A 17,982-nucleotide genomic window follows, 5' to 3' on the forward strand; every position below is an offset into this window, starting at 1 on the left:
GACCTATTGGAGTATGCGCGACGATGCCGGGAAGTCCCAACAGATTTGACGCGATCGCCCGCAGGATCGTGATCGCGCTCGGCGGCGCGGCGCTGATGTCGCTTTCTCTGGCGGCGGATGCTGCGAACCCGATCGTACCCGGCTGGTATGCCGATCCCGAAATCCGCATCTTCGATCATCGCTACTGGATCTACCCCACGCTGTCGGACGTATCGGGCAGGCCTGCGCCGCAGCGTTTCACCCCGGCGCAGGCGGCGGCGCGCAAGGCGTATATGGTCCATCCGTCCTATGCGGCGCAGACCTATCTCGACGCGTTCTCGTCGCCTGATCTGGTCCATTGGACCAAGCATCCGCGAATCCTCGATATCGCCGATGTGAAGTGGGCGGCCTATGCCGTCTGGGCACCGTCGACGATCGAGGTCGGCGGCAGATATTACCTTTTCTTCGGCGCCAACGACATCCAGAGCGATAACCAGACGGGCGGCATCGGCCTCGCCGTTTCGGACAAGCCCGGCGGCCCGTTCAGGGATGCGCTCGGCAAGCCGCTGATCGCGGCGTTCCACAATGGCGCGCAGCCGATCGATCCGTTCGTCTATCAGGATACCGACGGGCAGGTGTATCTCTATTATGGCGGCTGGGGTCACTGCAACGTCGTGCGCCTGTCGCGCGACCTGCGCCGCATCGAGCCGTTTGCGGACGGATCGACCTACAAGGAAATCACGCCGCCCGGCTACACCGAGGGTTCGTTCGTCATCAAGCGGCGCGGCGTCTATTACCTGATGTGGTCGGAAGGGGACTGGACCGGCCCTGAGTATCGCGTCGCCTATGCCACGGGCCGGTCACCGCTCGGCCCGTTCACGCCGAAGGGCGTGATCCTCGCCCAGGATTTCCACATCGCGCGCGGTGCGGGGCATCATTCCGTCGTGAACGTGCCGGGCACCGACGACTGGTATATCGTCTACCACCGCCGCCCGCTCGGCGACGACAAGGGCGATCACCGCCAGCTCGCGATCGATCGCATGACCTTCATCGCCGATGGCAGCATCGCGCCGGTGACGATGACGAAGGCGGGCATCGCGCCGCGCCCGCTGCCGACCGGTAAGAAGGGATGAGCGTGACCAGAACCTTCGCCAATCTGCTTGGCGCGACCGCGCTCGTCACCGCGGCGCTGATCGGACCAGCGGCGCCCGCGCCAGCGCAAGCAGGCGCGAGCGTGCAGCCGGCATCGGTCGATCTCATCAATCCGCTGATGGGCACCGACAGCGATCACGAGCTGTCCTACGGCAACACCTATCCCGCGGTCGCGGTGCCGTGGGGGATGAACTTCTGGACGCCCGTCACCGGCAAGATGGGCAGCGGCTGGGGCTACACCTACGACGCGCAGAAGATCAACGGCATCAAGCAGACGCACCAGCCGAGCCCTTGGATGAACGACTACGCCGCCTTCGCGCTCTTCGCGGAGACGGGGCCGCTGAAGATCAAGGAGGAGGAGCGCGCGAGCTGGTTCAGCCACAAGGCCGAGGATGCGCGCGCCTATGGCTACAAGGTCTATCTCGCCGATTATGACGTTACGGCCGAGGTCACGCCGACCGCGCGCGCCGCGCAGTTCGCCTTCACCTTCCCCAAGAGCGACGACGCGCACATCCTGATCGACGGCCAGGACGGCGGATCGATGGTCAGCATCGATGCGAAGAAGCGGCGCATCACCGGCTATGTCCGCAACAATCACGGCGGCGTGCCGGACAATTTTCACAACTACTTCGTCGCGCAGTTCGATCACGACTTCACCGTCAGCCGCACCTGGGACGACAATTACCAGCTCTCCGCCGACACCAGCCGCGAGGGCGGGCATGTCGGCGCGGTCGTCAGCTTTAAGACGGCGGCGGGCGAGACCGTCCACGTCAAGGTCGCGTCTTCGTTCATCAGCCCCGAACAGGCGGAGCGCAATCTCGACAGCGAGATCGGCCGCGACAGCTTCGCGCAGACGCAGGCGAAAGCGAAGCAGGCGTGGGAGACGGAGCTCTCGCGCGTGAAGGTGGAGGACCCGAGCCTCGACAACCGCCGCACCTTCTATTCGGCGCTCTACCGCATGCTGCAGTTCCCGCGCATGTTCTACGAATATGACCGGGCCGGAAAGCCGGTTCACTACAGCCCCTATGACGGCAAGGTCCACGCCGGCTTCCTCTATACCGACAACGGGTTCTGGGACACGTGGCGCGCGGTCTTCCCCTTCTTCGCGCTGATGTATCCCGAGCGTGACAGCGAGATGATGCAGGGCCTCGTCAACACGGTGAAGGAGGGCGGCTGGCTGCCCGAATGGGCGAGCCCCGGCTACCGCGACGTGATGATCGGCTCCAATTCGGCGAACATCATCGCCGATGCCTATGCCAATGGCGTGCGCGGGTTCGATGTCGAGGCGCTCTACGCCGCGATGGTGAAGAACGCGACGACGAGCGCTGGGCGCCCGGTCGACAAGAAGGGCGAGGTTATCGGCGCGGTGGGCCGCGAGGGCGTCGAATATTACAACCGGCTCGGCTATGTGCCCTATGACGTCGGCATCAACGAGAATGCGGCGCGGACGCTGGAATATGCGACCGCCGATTTCTCGCTGTCACGCCTCGCCACGCTGCTCGGCAAGGCCGGGGACGCGAAGCTCTACGGGACGCGCGCGCAGAATTTCCGCAAGCTCTACGACCCCGAAAGTGGCTGGATGCGTGGTCGCAACAAGGACGGATCGTGGGCGACGCCGTTCAATCCCTACAAATGGGGCGACGCCTTCACCGAAGGCAACGCGCTCCATTACAGCTGGTCGGCGATGCAGGACACGCAAGGGCTCATCGACCTGATGGGCGGCGACCGCGCGTTCGTCGACCGGCTGGATTCGATCTTCACGCTGCCGCCGATCTTCGACGACAGCTATTACGGTTCGGTCATCCACGAGACGCGCGAGATGCAGATCGTGAACATGGGGCAATATGCGCACGGCAACCAGCCGATCCAGCACATGATCTACCTCTACGACTGGGCCGGCGCGCCGTGGAAGGCGCAGTATCACGTCCGCGACGTGATGAAGCGGCTCTACGCCGCGACGCCCGACGGCTATCCGGGCGACGAGGATAACGGCCAGACCTCGGCCTGGTATGTCTGGTCCGCGCTTGGCTTCTATCCGGTGACGCCGACGGTTGGCGAATATGCGATCGGCAGCCCGCTGTTCCGGCGCGTGACGCTGAAGCTGCCCACCGGCAAGAAGCTGGCGATCGAGGCTGAGAACAACAGCGCCGACAATGTCTACATCCAGTCGGTGCGGCTGAACGGCCGCGCGCATGACAAGACCTTTGTTACCCATGACGCGCTGAAGGAAGGCGGGACGCTGACCTTCGTGATGGGGCCACAGCCCAACAAGAGCTGGGGCAGTGCCAAGGCCGACGCACCCTTTTCGATGAGCGGCCGCAAATGACCCCCAATCGGCGTGACATGATGAAGGGCACCGGCGTGCTCGCGCTCGCGGCGGCGCTCCCCTCCGCGGCGCGCGCGGCGCCCTTCGTCAGCAAGCGGCCCGCGCCTGCGAACCGGCGCTTCGTCAGCCCCGCAGTGGAACGCGAAATCGCGCGGGTCAGCCGCAAGATCGCCGATCCCGAACTCGCGTGGATGTTCGAGAATTGCTACCCGAACACGCTCGACACCACGGTCCAGACGGGCACGCTCGACGGCAAGCCCGACACCTTCGTCCTGACCGGCGATATCGAGGCGATGTGGCTGCGCGACAGCTCCGCGCAGGTCCAGCCCTATATCCATCTGGTCGCCAGGGACGCGAAGCTCAAGCGCCTGTTCCAGGGTCTGATCCAGCGCCAGGCGCGTTGCATCCTGATCGACCCCTATGCCAACGCCTTCGACCGCGATCCCACCGCGCCGTCGAAGCTGGAGTGGTCGCAGACCGACAAGACCGACATGAAACCCGGCGTGGCCGAGCGGAAGTGGGAGATCGATTCGCTCTGCTACCCGATGCGGCTGTCTAACGAATATTGGCGGCGCACCCGCGACAAGACGCCCTTCGACGATCGCTGGTCGCAGGCGATGAAGCTGGCGGTTGCGACGTTCCGGGTGCAGCAGCGCAAGGACGGCCGCGGTCCCTATCATTTCCAGCGGCCCGCGCTCGCCCCGACCGACAGCCTGATGCTCGGCGGCTATGGCTGGCCGACGAAGAAGATCGGGCTCATCCATTCGATGTTTCGGCCCTCGGACGATGCCTGCCAATATCCCTTCCTGATCCCGTCGAACCTGTTCGCCGTCTCGGTGCTGCGCAAGATCGCGCAGGTCCACCGCGAGGCGCGCGGCGATGCCGCTGCGGCGACAGAGGCGGAGGCGCTTGCGAGCGAAGTCGAGGCGGCGCTGCGCGCGCATGCTCTGATTATTGAAGGTCAGGGCGGGCAGGTCTGGGCCTATGAGATCGACGGCTTCGGCAACACGCTGTTCATGGATGACGCGAACGTGCCGAGCCTTTCGGGGCTGCCGATCATCGATGTCGTCGATCGGAACGATCCGCTGTTCCGCCGTACCGCGGCGCTCGCGTGGAGTGACCGCAACCCGTATTTCTTCAAGGGCAGCGCGGCGGAAGGAATCGGCGGGCCGCATATCGGGCTCGACATGATCTGGCCGATGTCGATCATCACCCGCGCGCTCAATGCCGATGACGACGCGACCATCCACCAGTGCCTCCAATGGCTGAAGGCGACGCATGGCGGCACCGGCTTCATGCACGAAAGCTTCCACAAGGACGATCCATCGAAATTCACGCGGCCGTGGTTCGCCTGGGCCAACGCGCTGTTCGGGCAGTTGATCGTCGAGATCGCCGACAAGCGCCCTGCTTTGCTGGCGGGGGCGATCTGATGTGGCGTTCGCCCTCACTCTTCCGGCGCCCGAGGCGCGTGCCGACAGCCCGCAATCCGGCAAGCCTGCCCCCTCCATCGGCACCGGTGCCCACGGCCACACCTGTCCCGGTGCGACGCTGCCCTTCGGCATGGTGCAGGTGAGCCCATGGGGTGGCCCCTGCGGTAATGTTCGAATGGCGGGTGGCGGGTTGTCCTGCGGCAAGCACGCGATTGAAGTAGCGGGGCGATTCCGTCGCAGGATCGCCGCGGCCGGCGGCGAGGGAAATGCTGACCGGCCGCGACGAACCGCTTATTCGTAACGCAGCGCCTTCACCGGGCTCGTCCGCGCGACGCGCCAGGCATGTGCCGCGATCGTGGCGACCGCGATCAGGAGCGCGAGCAGCCCAGCCTCGATGAAGGGCACCGGCGTCATCGCGATGCGCTGATCGAAGCCGTTGAGCCAGTCGCGCATGATCCACCACGCGATCGGCCAGGCGACGATGTTCGCGACGAGAACCGGGCGGCTGAACTGCCACACCAGCAGCCGAACGATGTCGCGGGTCCGCGCGCCCAGCACCTTGCGGATGCCGATCTCCTTGGTGCGCCGTTCCGCGGTGAACGCGGCGAGGCCGAACAGCCCGAGGCACCCGATCACCACCGCGAGCAAGGCGAACGCGCCGAAGAGCTGCGCGCGGGCGCTGTCGGGCTTGTAGAGATCGCGCACGATGTCATCGACGAAGCGCGCGCGGAACGGGATGTCGGGCACCATCCGCTTCCAGATGGCTTCGATCTGATCGCGCACCGTCTTGGGTTGTGCGCCCTGGAAGCGGACCATGATCTGGGTCAGGTTGCTGGTGTCGTAATTGTAGAACATCGGCTGGAGCGGATCGCGCACCGAGCGGTAGCGGACGTCGTTGACGATGCCGACGACGGTCGATGGCACGAGGCCGTACTGCGTCTCGACGGCGCTGGTCATGATCTGTTTGCCAAGCGCATCGGCGGGGCGTCTGAAGCCGAGGCGTCGCGTCGCTTCTTCGGTCAGGACGATGTTGATCCCGCGCGCGACAAGGGCGCGCTGCGATTCCGGTGTCGCCGGAGAGGGGAGTGTCGCGTCGTCCATCGGCCGGCTGCCGGAAAGGTTGCGGCCGGCGACGATCTTCATGCCCATCGCGTCGAAAAAGCCCTCGTCGATCGCATAGACGCCAAGCGCGATCTGTTCGGCGTGACCGGGCAACTGCACGTCGGTCATGGAATTGTGGCCGTTATTGACCGCGATGCTTGTCCGGCCGACCGCCGCGACGCCGGGAACGCGTTTGATCTGGTCGATCATCGCCTCGCTCACGCTCGCGACCTGGGGGCGCTCCAGCCCGTCGATCTGGATAAGGCCGTCACGCTTGTAGCCGGCATCGACGGAGCGGGCATAGACCGTCTGGGTGTAGACGATCGCGGTGCAGATGATGAGGCCGATCGATACCGCGAACTGGCCCACGACGAGGATGTTGCGCAGGCGCCCGGAGCCTTCCGCATCGGCAGACGACTTGTTCGCCTTCAGCACCCGCGCCGGTTCGAAACGCGAGAGGACGAGCGCGGGGTAGATGCCGCCCGCCAGCCCGACGAGCAGGGTTAGCAGGACGACCGGCAGCAACACTCCGTCGAGCGCGAAATACCGAATGGCGATCTGTGCATCGAGGAAGGTGTTGACCCAGGGCAGCGCGAGCTCGACCAGCGCAAGCCCGACCAGCGTCGCGATCGCCGAAATCAGGATCGATTCCCCGATGAACTGGACGATCAATTGCTGCCGCGTTGCGCCGAGCACCTTGCGCAGCGCGACCTCGCGCGCCCGCTGAGTCGCGCGCGCCGTCGCCAGATTGGTGAAATTGACGCACGCCATGCCGAGGATCAGCAGCGCGATGACCGCGAAGGTGACGATCGCGCGCTTGTCGTTGCCCGGCCGCTGCGCGCCGTTCTGCGCCTCGCCCAGATGGACGTCCCGGATGTTGACCAGCTTCCAGTCCTGATCGTCGCCGGGGTTCGTGCGCACCCCGCCGCTGTTCTCGTCGGGGATGTTGCGCTTCTTCCACGCGGCAATGCCTTCATTGACTGTCGCGGCGTCCGCGCCCGAGCGCAGGCGGACCCAATAGCCGCCCGACTGCCAGCTCCAGCTCGTCAGCGCGCCCGGCGATTTCTGCCAATAGCTCGCCGGATCGAACCGCGCGACCATGCCGAAGCCGAGCGAGGAGTTTTTGGGCAGATCCTGATACACGCCGGTGACGCGGTAATCGGCCTTGTAGTCTTCGCTGGTCAGCGTGAGCGTCTGGCCGATCGGGTTGGCGGAGCCGAACAGCTGCGTCGCGGCCTTGCGGCTGAGCGCGAGCGCGTGCGGATCGTCGAGCGCGTGTTTCGGGTCGCCCTGAAGGAAGGGGACGTGGAGCACGTCGAACAGGTTGCCGTCGACGAAGAGCGCGCCCGGCACCGTGCTCGGCTGGCCGTCCTTGATGACGACGATCGACTGGCTGGTGAAATACACCGCCTTTTCGATCTGGGGGAAATCCTTGGTGAGCGCCGGGCCGACGACATAGCTCGTCTGCTGGAGCTTCATTTCCTCGCTGCCGCGCGCGTTCGCGCGGTAGTAATCCTGCACCTGGAAGACCTTGTCGGAGTCGGCGAGCCAGCCGTCATAGCTGAACTCATAGCGCACGAAGCCCAGGATCAGCAGGCACGCGGCGATGCCGAGCGCGAGGCCGATGATGTTGATCGCGGCATAGGCCCGGTTCTTGGCCAGCGCGCGCAGGCCAACGGTCAGGTAATTGCGCCACATCGCAAATGATCCTTTCACGCAGCCCGCCGGCGTTCCTGGAGGATCCGTCCGTCGAGCATGTTGACGACGCGGCTCGCATAATCGGCATGCGCCGGGGAATGGGTGACCATGACGATCGTCGAGCCTTCCGCGTTCAGTTGCTGGAGCATCCGCATCACCTCCTCGCCGTGATTGGTGTCGAGATTGCCGGTCGGCTCATCGGCGAGGATGAGTTTGGGCGCAGCGACGAGCGCGCGGGCGACCGCGACGCGCTGCTGCTGCCCGCCCGACAACTGGCTCGGCCGGTGGCGCGCGCGGTGAGCGATGCCGACGCGGTCCATCACGTCATCGGTGCGGCGCTTGCGCTCGGCGGCGGAGACATCGTGATAGAGCAAAGCGAGCTCGACATTCTCGCGCACGCTGAGCTCGTCGATCAGGTTGAAGCTCTGGAAGATGAAGCCGATATTCGCCTTGCGGAATTCGGCGAGCCTGCCTTCGGTCAGCCCCGCGACCTCGGTGCCGTTGAAGACGTAGGACCCGCTCGACGGGCTGTCGAGCATGCCCATGAGGTTGAGGAGCGTCGACTTGCCGCAGCCCGACGGCCCCATGATCGCGGCGAATTCACCGTCGGCGATATCGAGATCGATCGCGTCGAGCGCGGTCGTCTCGATCGTGTCGGTGCGGTAGACCCGCGAGAGCGCGCGCATCTGGAGCATCAATCGTCCTTTCCATTGGCGGAAGCCGCCGTGAGATCGAGCCGGTCCTTGTCCTCGAAACCGGTATAGGGGGAGGTGATGACTCGCTCGCCGGCGTCCAGCCCGTCGAGCACCTCGATCGTGTCGGGGTTGCGCCGGCCAAGCCGGACCGGGCGCTTCACCGCGCTCTTGCCGTCGGGCGCGACGACGAACACCCACGCGCCGCCGGTCGTGTTGTAGAAGGCGCCGTTGGGGATGAGCCTCGCGGGTGCGGGGTCACCCAGCGTCAGCTTCGCCTGCAGCGTCTGGCCGCGCTGGATGTTCTCCGGCTCGGCGCCGGTGAACTGCAGATCGACCTGGAACTGGCCGTTCTGCACCTGCGGGTAGATTTTGGTGACCTTCGCGCCGTAGGTCTTTCCTGCCAGATCGACCCGCGCCTGCTGCCCCACCTGCACGCGGCCGAGGTAGAATTCATCGACTCCCGCCTGCAGCTTGTTGCGCCCCGGCGAATCGATCTGGGCGATGCGCTCGCCGGGTTTCAGCGACTGGCCGACCTGAATGTCGAAGCCGGAGAGTTGCCCCGCGACCGGCGCCCTGAGGTTCAGCGCGTCGAGATTGGCGCGCGCGATGCCGAGCCCGGATTGCAGCGACTGCATCGATGCGCGCTGCTGCGACAGCTGGGCTGATTGCAGCCGTTCGTCGGTGTTCTGGCTGCGGCGCAGGGTTTCGAGCTGGCGTTGCTGGAAGGTGAACTGGTCGGTCGTGTCCTTGAACTGGCGCCCGGCGACGAAGCCCTTGCGCGCGAGCGGCGCCTCCAGCTCATACTGGCGCTTGGCCTTGCTGGTCGCGAGGCCGGCGTCAAGAATCGCGCGCTCGTTGGCGAGGCGGGTCTGCGCGAGCGCGAGTTCCTGGCTGCGCATGTTGTTGATCTGCTGCTCGACCTCGGTCTGGCGGGCGAGCGTCGAAAGCTGGAGCTCGGCATTGGAGAGCACCGCGATGAGCTGGCCCTGCTGAAGCATCGCGCCGTCCTCGGCCACGACGCGCTCGACCCGGCCGCCCTCGATGGAATCGAGATAAACAGTGAGGAGCGGGGTGACGCGCGCGCGCAGCGGGATGAAGTCCTCGAACTGGCCGGTGCGGACGGGGGAAATGGTCAGCCGGTCACTCGCGACGCTCTGCGTGCCGGCACTCGGGGCGAACCACCAGCAAAGCATCGCAGCGATCAGTGCGGCAGCGGCGGCGAGGGCGATCTTCAGGCGCGGCGGCATCCGGCGCGTGGCGACGCTGCGGTCCATGCCGCTGCCGGTCACAGCGCCCGTCACCGGCCGGTCCCCGGCGACTTCGTCCTTCATGCGCACGACGCTCATCGCTGCTCCTTCCGCCAGGCGATCAGCAAGGCCCGTGCCAGCTCCCCTGCCAGCCCCCTGGCCAGCCGGTGCGCGCCTCAGCAGCATCCTGCGCACCCGCGCGACCGTCCGGTTTCGGACACCATTGTTCGAAACCGGACGGTTCCGGCGATCATGCGAGCGCTGCCTGAAGGAAGGCGGGGCCGGCGATCGGCGGCGCCGAGGCAGCGACGACGAGGCCGCTGGTCAGCAGGATGGCGGCGAAGGCGCTGAGCGCCTGGAGCGACTTTGCGATAGACGGGACAGAAGGGGACATCTGGCATCTCCGAAGCCGGCGGGATTGCCGACATGGACCTGCTCAGCATTCGCCGTGCCAAGTCGCGAAATGCACGAATTTGCGGGTAATTTGCGGTGCGGGTGGGCAGTGGCACGGAATTTGTTTGTCCGTTTCCGCACGCCGACTGTACGGGAACGGACAATGGGGAAGACGCCGGACTTCGATCTTTGCGTCGTGATCGACGACGACGAGGATATCCTGACCGCGGCGCGGCTGCTGCTGCGCGGGCAGTTCGCCGAGGTGCTGGTCGAGCGCGCGCCCGATCAGGCGATCGCGGCGCTTGGCGGACGGCTGCCGGACGTGGTGCTGCTCGATGCCAATTTCGCGCGCGGCGCGACGGATGCGGCGGAGGGCTTGGCGTGGCTCGAGAAGCTGCTCGCGCTCGATCCCGAGATGGTCGTGGTGATGATCACGGCGCATGCCGGGGTGAATGTCGCGGTCGAGGCGATGAAGCGTGGCGCCACCGATTTCGTGTCCAAGCCGTGGAGCAACGAGCGGCTGCTGGCGACCGTGCGCACGGCAGCGGCGCTGCGCCGCTCCCGCCGCTCGGTCGCGACCGAGCGCGCGCGGGTCGCGGCGGTCGCCGAGCCGGCGGGCGGTGCCCATCCGCTGATCGGCGATGCGCCGGCGATGGCGCGCATCCACTCGCTCATCGCGCGCGCCGCGCCGACCCAGGCGAACGTGCTTATCCTGGGCGAGAACGGCACCGGCAAGGAGCTCGTCGCGCGCGCGCTCCACCACCAGTCGCTGCGTGCCGACCAGCCGATGGTGACCGTCGATCTCGGCGCGATCGCGACCGAACTCATCGATTCCGAACTGTTCGGCCATGTGAAGGGGGCCTTCACCGACGCCCGCGCCGACCGCATCGGGCGCATCCAGGCGGCGGACGGCGGCACTTTGTTCCTCGACGAGATCGGCAACCTGCCGCTCCACCTCCAGCCCAAATTGCTGACCGTGCTCGAGCAGCGGCAGGTCACCCCGGTCGGCGCGAACCGGCCGGTGCCGGTCGATATCCGCGTGATCGCCGCGACCAACATGACGCCGGAGACGATGCGCGACGACCGGCAGTTCCGGCAGGATCTGCTGTTTCGGCTAAACACGGTCGAGATCGAACTGCCTTCTCTGCGGGACCGGCGCGAGGACGTCCCGGCGCTCGTCGATCATTTCCTCGATCTCTACGCCCGCCGCTACAATCGCCCGGTGCCGCAGGTCAGTGCGGCGGCGCGCGCGGCGCTGGTCGCGCATGACTGGCCCGGCAATGTCCGCGCGCTGCGCCACGCGATCGAGCGCGCGGTGATCCTGGCCGGCGATGCGCCGCTGACGCCGGAGGACTTTCCGCTCACCGCGCGCGGCGCGCGGATCGCGCCCGAGGCGATCGTGGCGCCGCCCGTGCAGGACATGAACCTCGACCGGGTCGAGCGACGGCTGGTCGAGGCGGCGCTGAAAAAGCACGGCTACAACATTTCGTCCGCCGCGACCGAGCTCGGCCTCTCGCGCGCCGCGCTCTACCGGCGCATGGAAAAACATGGGCTTTGATCGCCGCTTCACGTTGGGGCTGGCGGCGTGGGTCGCGGCGCTGCTGGTTGTCGCTGCTGGCTTCCTGCTCGCGCTCGCGACACCGGGTCTCGCGGCGGCGCGCCTTGTCGCCGGGCTGCTGGTCGCGGGTGTCGTGTGGGGATTGTGGCGGCATGTGGCGCGGACCAACCAGATCGTCGCGCGGTTCGTGGAGGCGGTGCGTTTCGGCGACGTGACCGCGCGGTTCGATCGCGGCGGCGGGGCCGGGTTCGGCGATCTCGGCGCGACCCTCGACGCGGCGATGCGCCACTTGCATGCCGAGCGCGGGCAGGCGGAGCGCGACCTGCGCTATTACGAGGCGCTGATCGACGACGTGCCGGTCGCGGTCCTGACCGTCGACGCAGCGCGGGGCGTGACCCTTGCCAACAAGGTCGCGCGGCGGCTGTTCGTGCGGCACGACGGCGTGCAGCCGGGCGATTTCGCAGTCTATGGGACCAGCTTCGCCCATCGTCTCGCGCAGGATGGCCCGGTCCGGCAAGAGCTGTTGATCCTGCAATTCGCCGGCGGGCCGCAGCACGCGATCGTGCGCACGGCAGCGCTGGGGCGGCTGGGGCTGGATGTGCGCGTCGTGACGGTCGAGCCGATGCAGGGCACGCTCGATACCGTCGAGATGGCGACCCAGACCGATCTCGTGCGCGTGCTCACCCACGAAATCCTCAATTCGCTGACCCCGGTGACGTCGCTCGCCGGCACCGCGGTCGTGCTGCTGGGCGAAGACCCGCCCGACATCGCCGATGCGCGCGCCGCGGTGCTGACGCTGGCGCGCCGTGCCGAGGGGCTGCGCCATTTCATCGAAAGCTACCGCGCGGTCGCGCGCGCGCCCGAGGTCCGGCGCCGCGTCTTCGGCGCGCAGCCCTTTGCCGACGAACTCCGGCGGCTGTTCCTCGTCGAATGGCCGACGCTGCCGCTCACGGTCGATGTGCCGCCCGCCTTGAACCTCGACGCCGATCCCGACCTGATCGCGCAAGTGCTCATCAACCTGCTGCGCAATGCGGCCCAGGCGACGTATCTGCGCGAGGGGCCTGCCTGGGTGCGTCTCGCGATGACGGCCGAGGGCGACCGGGTCCGAATTGCGGTGGAGGACAGCGGCCCCGGCGTGCCCGAGGCGCTGCGGCGGGATATCTTCCTCCCCTTCTTCACCACGCGCGCGGAAGGCACCGGCGTCGGCCTCAACCTCGCGCGGCAGATCGTCATCGCGCATGGCGGCACGATCGAAGTCGGGCAGGGCGCGCAGGGCGGCGCGCTCTTCAGCCTCGTGATCTAGGGCCCGAAAGCGATCAGCGAACGACAAGCTTCGTGTAGAGATGCCAGGTCGAATAGCCGAGCCAGGGCAGGATGACGGCAAGGCCGATCCCGAGCGGGATCGTGCCGAGCGCAAGCAGCGCCGCGACGCGCAGGCCCCACCCCGCGACCGGCCAGGGATTGCGGCGTACCGCCTTCAGCGAGGTGCGCACCGCGGTTTCCGCATCGACCGGCTTGTCGACGACCATAGGGAACGAGACGACCGAGAAGACGAGCGCCGCGACCGCGAAGGCGAAGCCGGCGAGGTTGCCGGCGACGATCATCGCCCAGCCTTCGGGGGTCGAGAACAGCCGCCCGAACAGATCGCCGACCCGCATCGGCGCGGTCGCCCCGAAGGTCAGATCGTAGATCGCATAGGCCGCGAAGAGCCAGCCGATGAACAGGACCGCGAGCCCGAAGGTGAGCATGATGAGCGGCGTGCGGCTGCGGCCGCGCAGCGGATCGAGGAAATGCCACCAGGTGGAATCCTCCCCGTCCTCGCGCCGGCGCGCCAGTTCGTAGAAGCCGGAGGCGACCGCAGGCCCCGCGATCGAGACGCCGGCGATCAGCGGGAAGAACAGCGGCAGCAGCGGATCGTTGAAGGTGATGACCACCGCCAGGATACAGATCACCGGATAGAGGAACCCGGCGAAGATCAGGTCGCCGCGCTTGTCGCGAAAATCCTTCCAGCCTTCGGACAGCGCCCATTGCAGGTCTGCGGTCGTGATCCGGCGCACGTCAGGGAGAACGGCATCTGGCGCCGGAATCGGGGTGGCGTCGACCGTGGTCGTCATCGCACTCTCCTAGTTTTCCCCGGCCGGCGCAGATTACACCTCTTTCGGGCGTACTCCAAACGGTCTGTTGAGCTTCACGATCGTCCAGTTGAGCCAGGCGGCAAAGCTGACCCAGGCGAGATAGGGCGCGATCAGCCACGCGGCGAGCGGGCTGATCGGCCACAGCCCCACGACGAGCGCGACGAGCGACGCCCAGAGGAAGACGACCTCGATCATCGCCCAGTCGGGGCGGCGGGCACGGAAGAACAACGGGCTCCATGCGGCGTGAGCGAGCGCGTTGGTCACGAAGAGGATGACGATATCGCGCTGGCTCGTCGCATCGGGCGCGGCGCGCCAGGCGAGGACTGCGGATGCGGCCGCCATCCCGAGGATCAGCGTCCAGGCCGGGCCGAAAAGCCAGTCGGGCGGCTGCCATGGCGGCTTGCGCAGGTTTCGATACCAGCCGCCGATCGGGGTCATGAGCCCGCCGAATACGCCGAGGAAGACCGCAACGCCGCCCGCGATCAGGATCGGTTCCCACATGTTCGTCCACCTCGTCGCCATTGACCTCGTCGCCATTGACCTCGTCGCCATTGACCTCGTCGCCATTGACCTTGTCGCCATTGACCTTGTCGGCTGTCCAGTCCGTGTTACACAACGCGCAGTGCGCACGCCATTTCCCTTCTCGGCGATCGTCGGCCAGGACGAGATGAAGCTCGCGCTGCTGATCGCGGCGGTCGATGCGCGGATCGGCGGGGTCATGGTCTTCGGCGACCGCGGCACGGGCAAGTCCACCGCGGTGCGCGCGCTCGCCGCGCTGCTGCCCGACATCCCGGCGGAGCAAGCCGGCTATCAGGACGGAACGCCCCGCAAGGGCAAGGTGCCGGTGCCGTTCGTCGATCTGCCTTTGGGCGCGACCGAGGACCGCGTGCTCGGCGCACTCGATCTGGAGCGCGCGCTGGGTGCGGGCGAAAAGGCGTTCGAGCCGGGGCTGCTCGCGCGTGCCAATGGCGGGTTCCTCTACATCGACGAGATCAACCTGCTGGAGGATCATATCGTCGATCTCCTGCTCGACGTCGCGGCGTCGGGCGAGAATGTCGTCGAGCGCGAAGGACTCTCGGTGCGCCATCCCGCGCGCTTCGTACTGGTCGGCAGCGGCAATCCGGAAGAGGGGGAGTTGCGCCCGCAATTGCTCGACAGGTTCGGGTTGTCGGTCGATGTGCGCACGCCGCAGGACGTCGCGCAGCGGGTGGAGATTTTGAAACGGTGCGATGCGTATGAGCGCGACGGCGCGGCATTTGCCGCGAAATGGCGGGCGGCGGAACGCAAGACGCTGAAGCGGCTGGCGCGCGCCAGGTCGGCGATCGACACCGTCGTGGTACCCGATTCGGCGCTGCGCTACGCGACGCGGCTGTGCATGGCGGTCGGCGCTGACGGGTTGCGCGGCGAGCTGACGCTGATGCGCGCGGCGCGCGCGCTCGCGGCGCTCGACGGGATGGAAACGGTCGCCGAAGCGCAGCTGTCACGCGTTGCGCCGATGGCGCTGCGTCACCGGCTGCGGCGCAATCCGCTCGACGAGACGGGATCGACCGCACGGATCGAGCGCGCGATGGACGAGCTGGCGGCGTGACCGACGCGGGCGAGGATACGCCCGACGCCTTTACCGATGCCCTGCTGGCGGCGCGGCTGTGCGCGATTGATCCGGGGCTTGGCGGGATGGTGCTGCGCGGCGGCGACAATCTGCGCGACGTGGTGATCGCAGAGCTGCGCGGCGCATTGCCGGAGCAGGCACCGATGCGCCGCCTGCCGCCGCATGTCGATGACGAGGCGCTGCTCGGTGGGCTGGACCTAGGCGCGACGCTGGCGAGCGGTCGCGCTGTCGGGCGAGCGGGGCTGCTTGCGGAGGTCGAGGGCGGGCTGATCGTCGCGCCGATGGCCGAACGAATGCGCGAAGGCACCGCGGCGCGAATCGGCGCGGCGCTGGATGGCGGGGCGCAGTTTCTGACGGTGGCGCTGGATGACGGGCTGGAACCGGACGAGCGTGTGCCGGCGGGGCTCGCCGATCGGCTCGCGTTTCAGATCGACTTGTCTTTCGTATCCACCCCGGCGGAGGCCGGGGTCCAGTTCGGAAGCGCATGGATAGAGACGCGGCCGGCGCGGACTCGGACCCCGGCCTTCGCCGGGGTGGCAAAGGTGGGCGGCTTGGAAGCGGCGGCGCCTGTAATCGAATGCATCGCAACCACCGCCGCCGCCCTCGGCATCGACTCCGCGCGTGCGCCGCTGTTCGCGCTGCGGGCCGCGCGTGCGGCGGCGGCGCTGGCGGGACGCGCGGCGATTGCCGATGCGGATGTCATTCTGGCCGCGCGCCTCGTGCTTGCGCCTCGGGCGACACGCTTCCCGGCCGAGGCCGATCCCGAGGCAACCCCACCGCCGCCCGAACAGGGTGACGACACGGGAGAAACGAAGGACAATCCCTCGACCGATCCGCTGCCGCTCGACGACATCGTTCTCGCTGCCACGCTTGCGGCGCTTCCCCCGGATGTGCTGGCGCGGATCGCGGCCGGTCAAGGCCGGCGCGGGGCGGTCAGCCGGGCGCGGGGGGCGGGCGAACGGCGGCGATCGCCGACGCGCGGCCGCCCGGTCGGGGTGCGCAGCGGCGTGCCGCGAGGCGGACTGCGGCTGAGCCTGATCGACACGCTGCGTGCCGCGGCACCGTGGCAAAAGGTGCGCGGGCGCGAGGGCGCGCGCATCCTGATCCGACGCGACGACCTGCGCATCCGCCGGTTCGAAACGCGGGCGGAGGCGCTGACGATCTTCGCGGTCGATGCGTCGGGATCGTCGGCGCTTGCCCGATTGTCGGAAGCGAAGGGTGCGGTCGAGCTGCTGCTGGGCGAAGCCTATGTGAAGCGCGCGCAGGTCGCGCTCCTCGCGTTTCGCGGCGAGGGCGCGGAGATAGTGCTGCCGCCGACGCGCTCGCTGGCGAGGGCCAGACGCGCGCTCGCCGATCTGCCCGGTGGCGGCGGCACGCCGCTCGCAGCGGGACTGGCCGCAGCACAGGCGCTGGCCGAGGATGCCCGTTCGCGCGGACGGACGCCGTTCGTCGTCGTGCTGACCGATGGCCGAGCGAATGTCGCGCTGGGTGGGTCGCGAAGCGCTGCCGCGACGGACGCCGACGCCGCGGCGCGCGCGATCGGCGCTTCGGGGATCGCTGGCGCCTTTGTCGATATCTCGCCCCGTCCGCGCGCCGAGGGCGAGGCGCTCGCCGCCGCGATGGGCGCGCGATACCTCGCCTTGCCGCGTGCCGACGCGAGCGCGATGCACGCCGCCATCGCCGCGGTTCGGTCATGAGCCGCGCGCCCGACTGGGCTGTCGAGGGGCGGGACTGGCCCAACCGCGAGGCTAGCCGCTTCGTCACGGTCGGGCGGCTGCGCGTCCATGTGCAGGTGATGGGGGCCGGCCCCACGATGCTGCTGCTCCACGGCACCGGCTCTGCGACGCACAGCTGGCGCGATCTGGCGCCGTTGCTGGCGGAGCGTTTCACCGTCGTGGCGCCCGATCTGCCCGGCCACGGCTTCACCCAGGGCCGGCCCGATGGCGGGCTGTCGATGACGGCGATGGCGCGGTCGGTCAGCGATCTGTTGACCGAGTTGGCCGTCGCGCCGGACGTCATCGTCGGCCATTCGGCGGGCGCCGCGATCGCCATCCGGATGGTGCTGGACGGCCTCGTGGCGCCACGCGCGATCGTCGGGCTCGACGCGGCGCTGCTGCCGTTTCCCGGGCTTGCCGCCAAGCTGTTTCCGACGCTCGCGCGGATGCTGTTCGTCAATCCGTTCGCGCCGCACATCTTTGCGCAGATCGCGCGCGCGCCGGGGGAGACGGGGCGGTTTCTGAAGCGCAGCACCGGCTCCGCGATCGATGCGCGGGGCGTCGACCTTTACGCGCGGCTGTTCGCGACGCCGGCGCAGTGTTCGGCGGCGATCACGATGATGGCGGACTGGGACCTCGATACGCTCGCGCGCGATCTGCCCCGGCTGGCCGTGCCGCTGCTGCTCGCCCACGGGACTGCGGATGCCGCGATCCCGATCGATACCGCGAAGCGCGCAGCAACGCTCGTCCGCGACGGGCGGCTGGCCCCGCTGGAAGGATTGGGGCATCTGGCGCACGAGGAGCGGCCGGGCGAGGTCGCGGCGCTGATCGCCGATTTCGCGCACGCACGAGGAGTGGCGATATGATCGATCCGAAGCATTACGGGCTGATCGAGATGGGCTTTACCGGCCTCGTCGTGCTCGGCTTCGCGATCTGGCAGCTCG

General features: G+C 67.9%; 14 protein-coding genes. 8 read left to right on the forward strand and 6 right to left on the reverse strand.

What is annotated here, in order from left to right; all coding sequences use genetic code 11:
• Positions 1-68: 68 nt before the first annotated feature.
• The 3 genes from BOS5A_RS04785 to BOS5A_RS04795 are packed head-to-tail and all read left to right on the forward strand — an operon-like array spanning position 69 to position 4,887.
• Positions 69-1,112, forward strand: coding sequence for a glycoside hydrolase family 43 protein (locus BOS5A_RS04785; protein WP_234419205.1), 1,044 nt, complete (start codon positions 69-71; stop codon positions 1,110-1,112).
• Positions 1,109-3,457: a GH92 family glycosyl hydrolase gene (locus BOS5A_RS04790; RefSeq protein WP_151954040.1), complete on the forward strand. Its 2,349-nt coding sequence runs from the start codon at positions 1,109-1,111 to the stop codon at positions 3,455-3,457. Before BOS5A_RS04785 ends, BOS5A_RS04790 begins: the two co-directional genes overlap by 4 nt.
• Positions 3,454-4,887 carry a glycoside hydrolase family 125 protein gene (locus BOS5A_RS04795; protein ID WP_151954041.1) on the forward strand — a complete coding sequence of 478 codons (1,434 nt, stop codon included), beginning with the start codon at positions 3,454-3,456 and terminating at the stop codon, positions 4,885-4,887. Before BOS5A_RS04790 ends, BOS5A_RS04795 begins: the two co-directional genes overlap by 4 nt.
• Before the next feature lie 291 nt (positions 4,888-5,178).
• Here BOS5A_RS04795 and BOS5A_RS04800 read toward each other — a convergent pair whose 3' ends face one another.
• The 4 genes from BOS5A_RS04800 to BOS5A_RS04815 all read right to left on the reverse strand — a co-directional run bounded on the left by BOS5A_RS04800 (position 5,179) and on the right by BOS5A_RS04815 (position 10,022).
• Positions 5,179-7,686, reverse strand: coding sequence for an ABC transporter permease (locus tag BOS5A_RS04800; RefSeq protein ID WP_151954043.1), 2,508 nt, complete (start codon positions 7,684-7,686; stop codon positions 5,179-5,181).
• A gap of 14 nt (positions 7,687-7,700) precedes the next feature.
• Positions 7,701-8,381, reverse strand: coding sequence for an ABC transporter ATP-binding protein (locus tag BOS5A_RS04805; RefSeq protein ID WP_151954044.1), 681 nt, complete (start codon positions 8,379-8,381; stop codon positions 7,701-7,703).
• On the reverse strand, positions 8,381-9,727 hold the full coding sequence (locus tag BOS5A_RS04810; protein WP_151954045.1) for an efflux RND transporter periplasmic adaptor subunit: 1,347 nt from the start codon (positions 9,725-9,727) through the stop codon (positions 8,381-8,383). Before BOS5A_RS04810 ends, BOS5A_RS04805 begins: the two co-directional genes overlap by 1 nt.
• A gap of 151 nt (positions 9,728-9,878) precedes the next feature.
• A complete protein-coding gene (locus tag BOS5A_RS04815; protein ID WP_199857205.1) occupies positions 9,879-10,022 on the reverse strand; it encodes a hypothetical protein in 144 nt (47 codons plus the stop codon).
• A 162-nt stretch (positions 10,023-10,184) separates the two neighbouring features.
• Between BOS5A_RS04815 and BOS5A_RS04820 the strand changes: the two genes are divergently transcribed.
• Together BOS5A_RS04820 and BOS5A_RS04825 are read left to right on the forward strand one after the other, a co-directional pair.
• Entirely contained in the window at positions 10,185-11,579 is a 1,395-nt protein-coding gene (locus BOS5A_RS04820; RefSeq protein WP_151954046.1) for a sigma-54-dependent transcriptional regulator, read from the forward strand.
• The gene (locus BOS5A_RS04825) at positions 11,569-12,882 is read left to right on the forward strand and encodes a sensor histidine kinase (protein ID WP_151954047.1); all 1,314 of its coding nucleotides are present in this window, start codon (positions 11,569-11,571) and stop codon (positions 12,880-12,882) included. Before BOS5A_RS04820 ends, BOS5A_RS04825 begins: the two co-directional genes overlap by 11 nt.
• A 13-nt stretch (positions 12,883-12,895) precedes the next feature.
• Here the strand turns inward: BOS5A_RS04825 and BOS5A_RS04830 are convergent, their stop codons facing one another.
• Together BOS5A_RS04830 and BOS5A_RS04835 are read right to left on the reverse strand one after the other, a co-directional pair.
• A complete protein-coding gene (locus BOS5A_RS04830; protein ID WP_151954048.1) occupies positions 12,896-13,693 on the reverse strand; it encodes a DUF2189 domain-containing protein in 798 nt (265 codons plus the stop codon).
• 33 nt (positions 13,694-13,726) lie between these two features.
• The gene (locus BOS5A_RS04835) at positions 13,727-14,215 is read right to left on the reverse strand and encodes a TspO/MBR family protein (protein WP_151954049.1); all 489 of its coding nucleotides are present in this window, start codon (positions 14,213-14,215) and stop codon (positions 13,727-13,729) included.
• Between the two features lie 121 nt (positions 14,216-14,336).
• Between BOS5A_RS04835 and BOS5A_RS04840 the strand changes: the two genes are divergently transcribed.
• The 3 genes from BOS5A_RS04840 to bchO are packed head-to-tail and all read left to right on the forward strand — an operon-like array spanning position 14,337 to position 17,904.
• Positions 14,337-15,302: an ATP-binding protein gene (locus tag BOS5A_RS04840; protein WP_151954511.1), complete on the forward strand. Its 966-nt coding sequence runs from the start codon at positions 14,337-14,339 to the stop codon at positions 15,300-15,302.
• Complete coding sequence (locus BOS5A_RS04845) at positions 15,299-17,020, forward strand: magnesium chelatase subunit D (RefSeq protein ID WP_151954050.1); 1,722 nt, start codon at positions 15,299-15,301, stop codon at positions 17,018-17,020. The genes BOS5A_RS04840 and BOS5A_RS04845 overlap by 4 nt, the downstream gene beginning before the upstream one ends.
• Entirely contained in the window at positions 17,017-17,904 is an 888-nt protein-coding gene (gene bchO, locus BOS5A_RS04850) for an alpha/beta fold hydrolase BchO (RefSeq protein ID WP_151954051.1), read from the forward strand. Before BOS5A_RS04845 ends, bchO begins: the two co-directional genes overlap by 4 nt.
• Positions 17,905-17,982 lie beyond the last annotated feature (78 nt).

This window comes from Sphingomonas sp. EC-HK361 (assembly GCF_902498785.1).
In the GTDB taxonomy this organism is placed as follows: Bacteria; Pseudomonadota; Alphaproteobacteria; order Sphingomonadales; family Sphingomonadaceae; genus Sphingomonas.

Coding starts and splice junctions, on each gene's coding strand:
- BOS5A_RS04795 (WP_151954041.1), top strand. CDS start 3,454: ATGACCCCCAATCGGCGTGACATGATGAAGGGCACCGGCGTGCTCGCG.
- BOS5A_RS04830 (WP_151954048.1), bottom strand. CDS start 13,693: ATGACGACCACGGTCGACGCCACCCCGATTCCGGCGCCAGATGCCGTT.
- BOS5A_RS04825 (WP_151954047.1), top strand. CDS start 11,569: ATGGGCTTTGATCGCCGCTTCACGTTGGGGCTGGCGGCGTGGGTCGCG.
- BOS5A_RS04790 (WP_151954040.1), top strand. CDS start 1,109: ATGAGCGTGACCAGAACCTTCGCCAATCTGCTTGGCGCGACCGCGCTC.
- BOS5A_RS04820 (WP_151954046.1), top strand. CDS start 10,185: ATGGGGAAGACGCCGGACTTCGATCTTTGCGTCGTGATCGACGACGAC.
- BOS5A_RS04835 (WP_151954049.1), bottom strand. CDS start 14,215: ATGTGGGAACCGATCCTGATCGCGGGCGGCGTTGCGGTCTTCCTCGGC.
- BOS5A_RS04805 (WP_151954044.1), bottom strand. CDS start 8,381: ATGCTCCAGATGCGCGCGCTCTCGCGGGTCTACCGCACCGACACGATC.
- BOS5A_RS04810 (WP_151954045.1), bottom strand. CDS start 9,727: ATGAGCGTCGTGCGCATGAAGGACGAAGTCGCCGGGGACCGGCCGGTG.
- bchO (WP_151954051.1), top strand. CDS start 17,017: ATGAGCCGCGCGCCCGACTGGGCTGTCGAGGGGCGGGACTGGCCCAAC.
- BOS5A_RS04815 (WP_199857205.1), bottom strand. CDS start 10,022: ATGTCCCCTTCTGTCCCGTCTATCGCAAAGTCGCTCCAGGCGCTCAGC.
- BOS5A_RS04800 (WP_151954043.1), bottom strand. CDS start 7,686: ATGTGGCGCAATTACCTGACCGTTGGCCTGCGCGCGCTGGCCAAGAAC.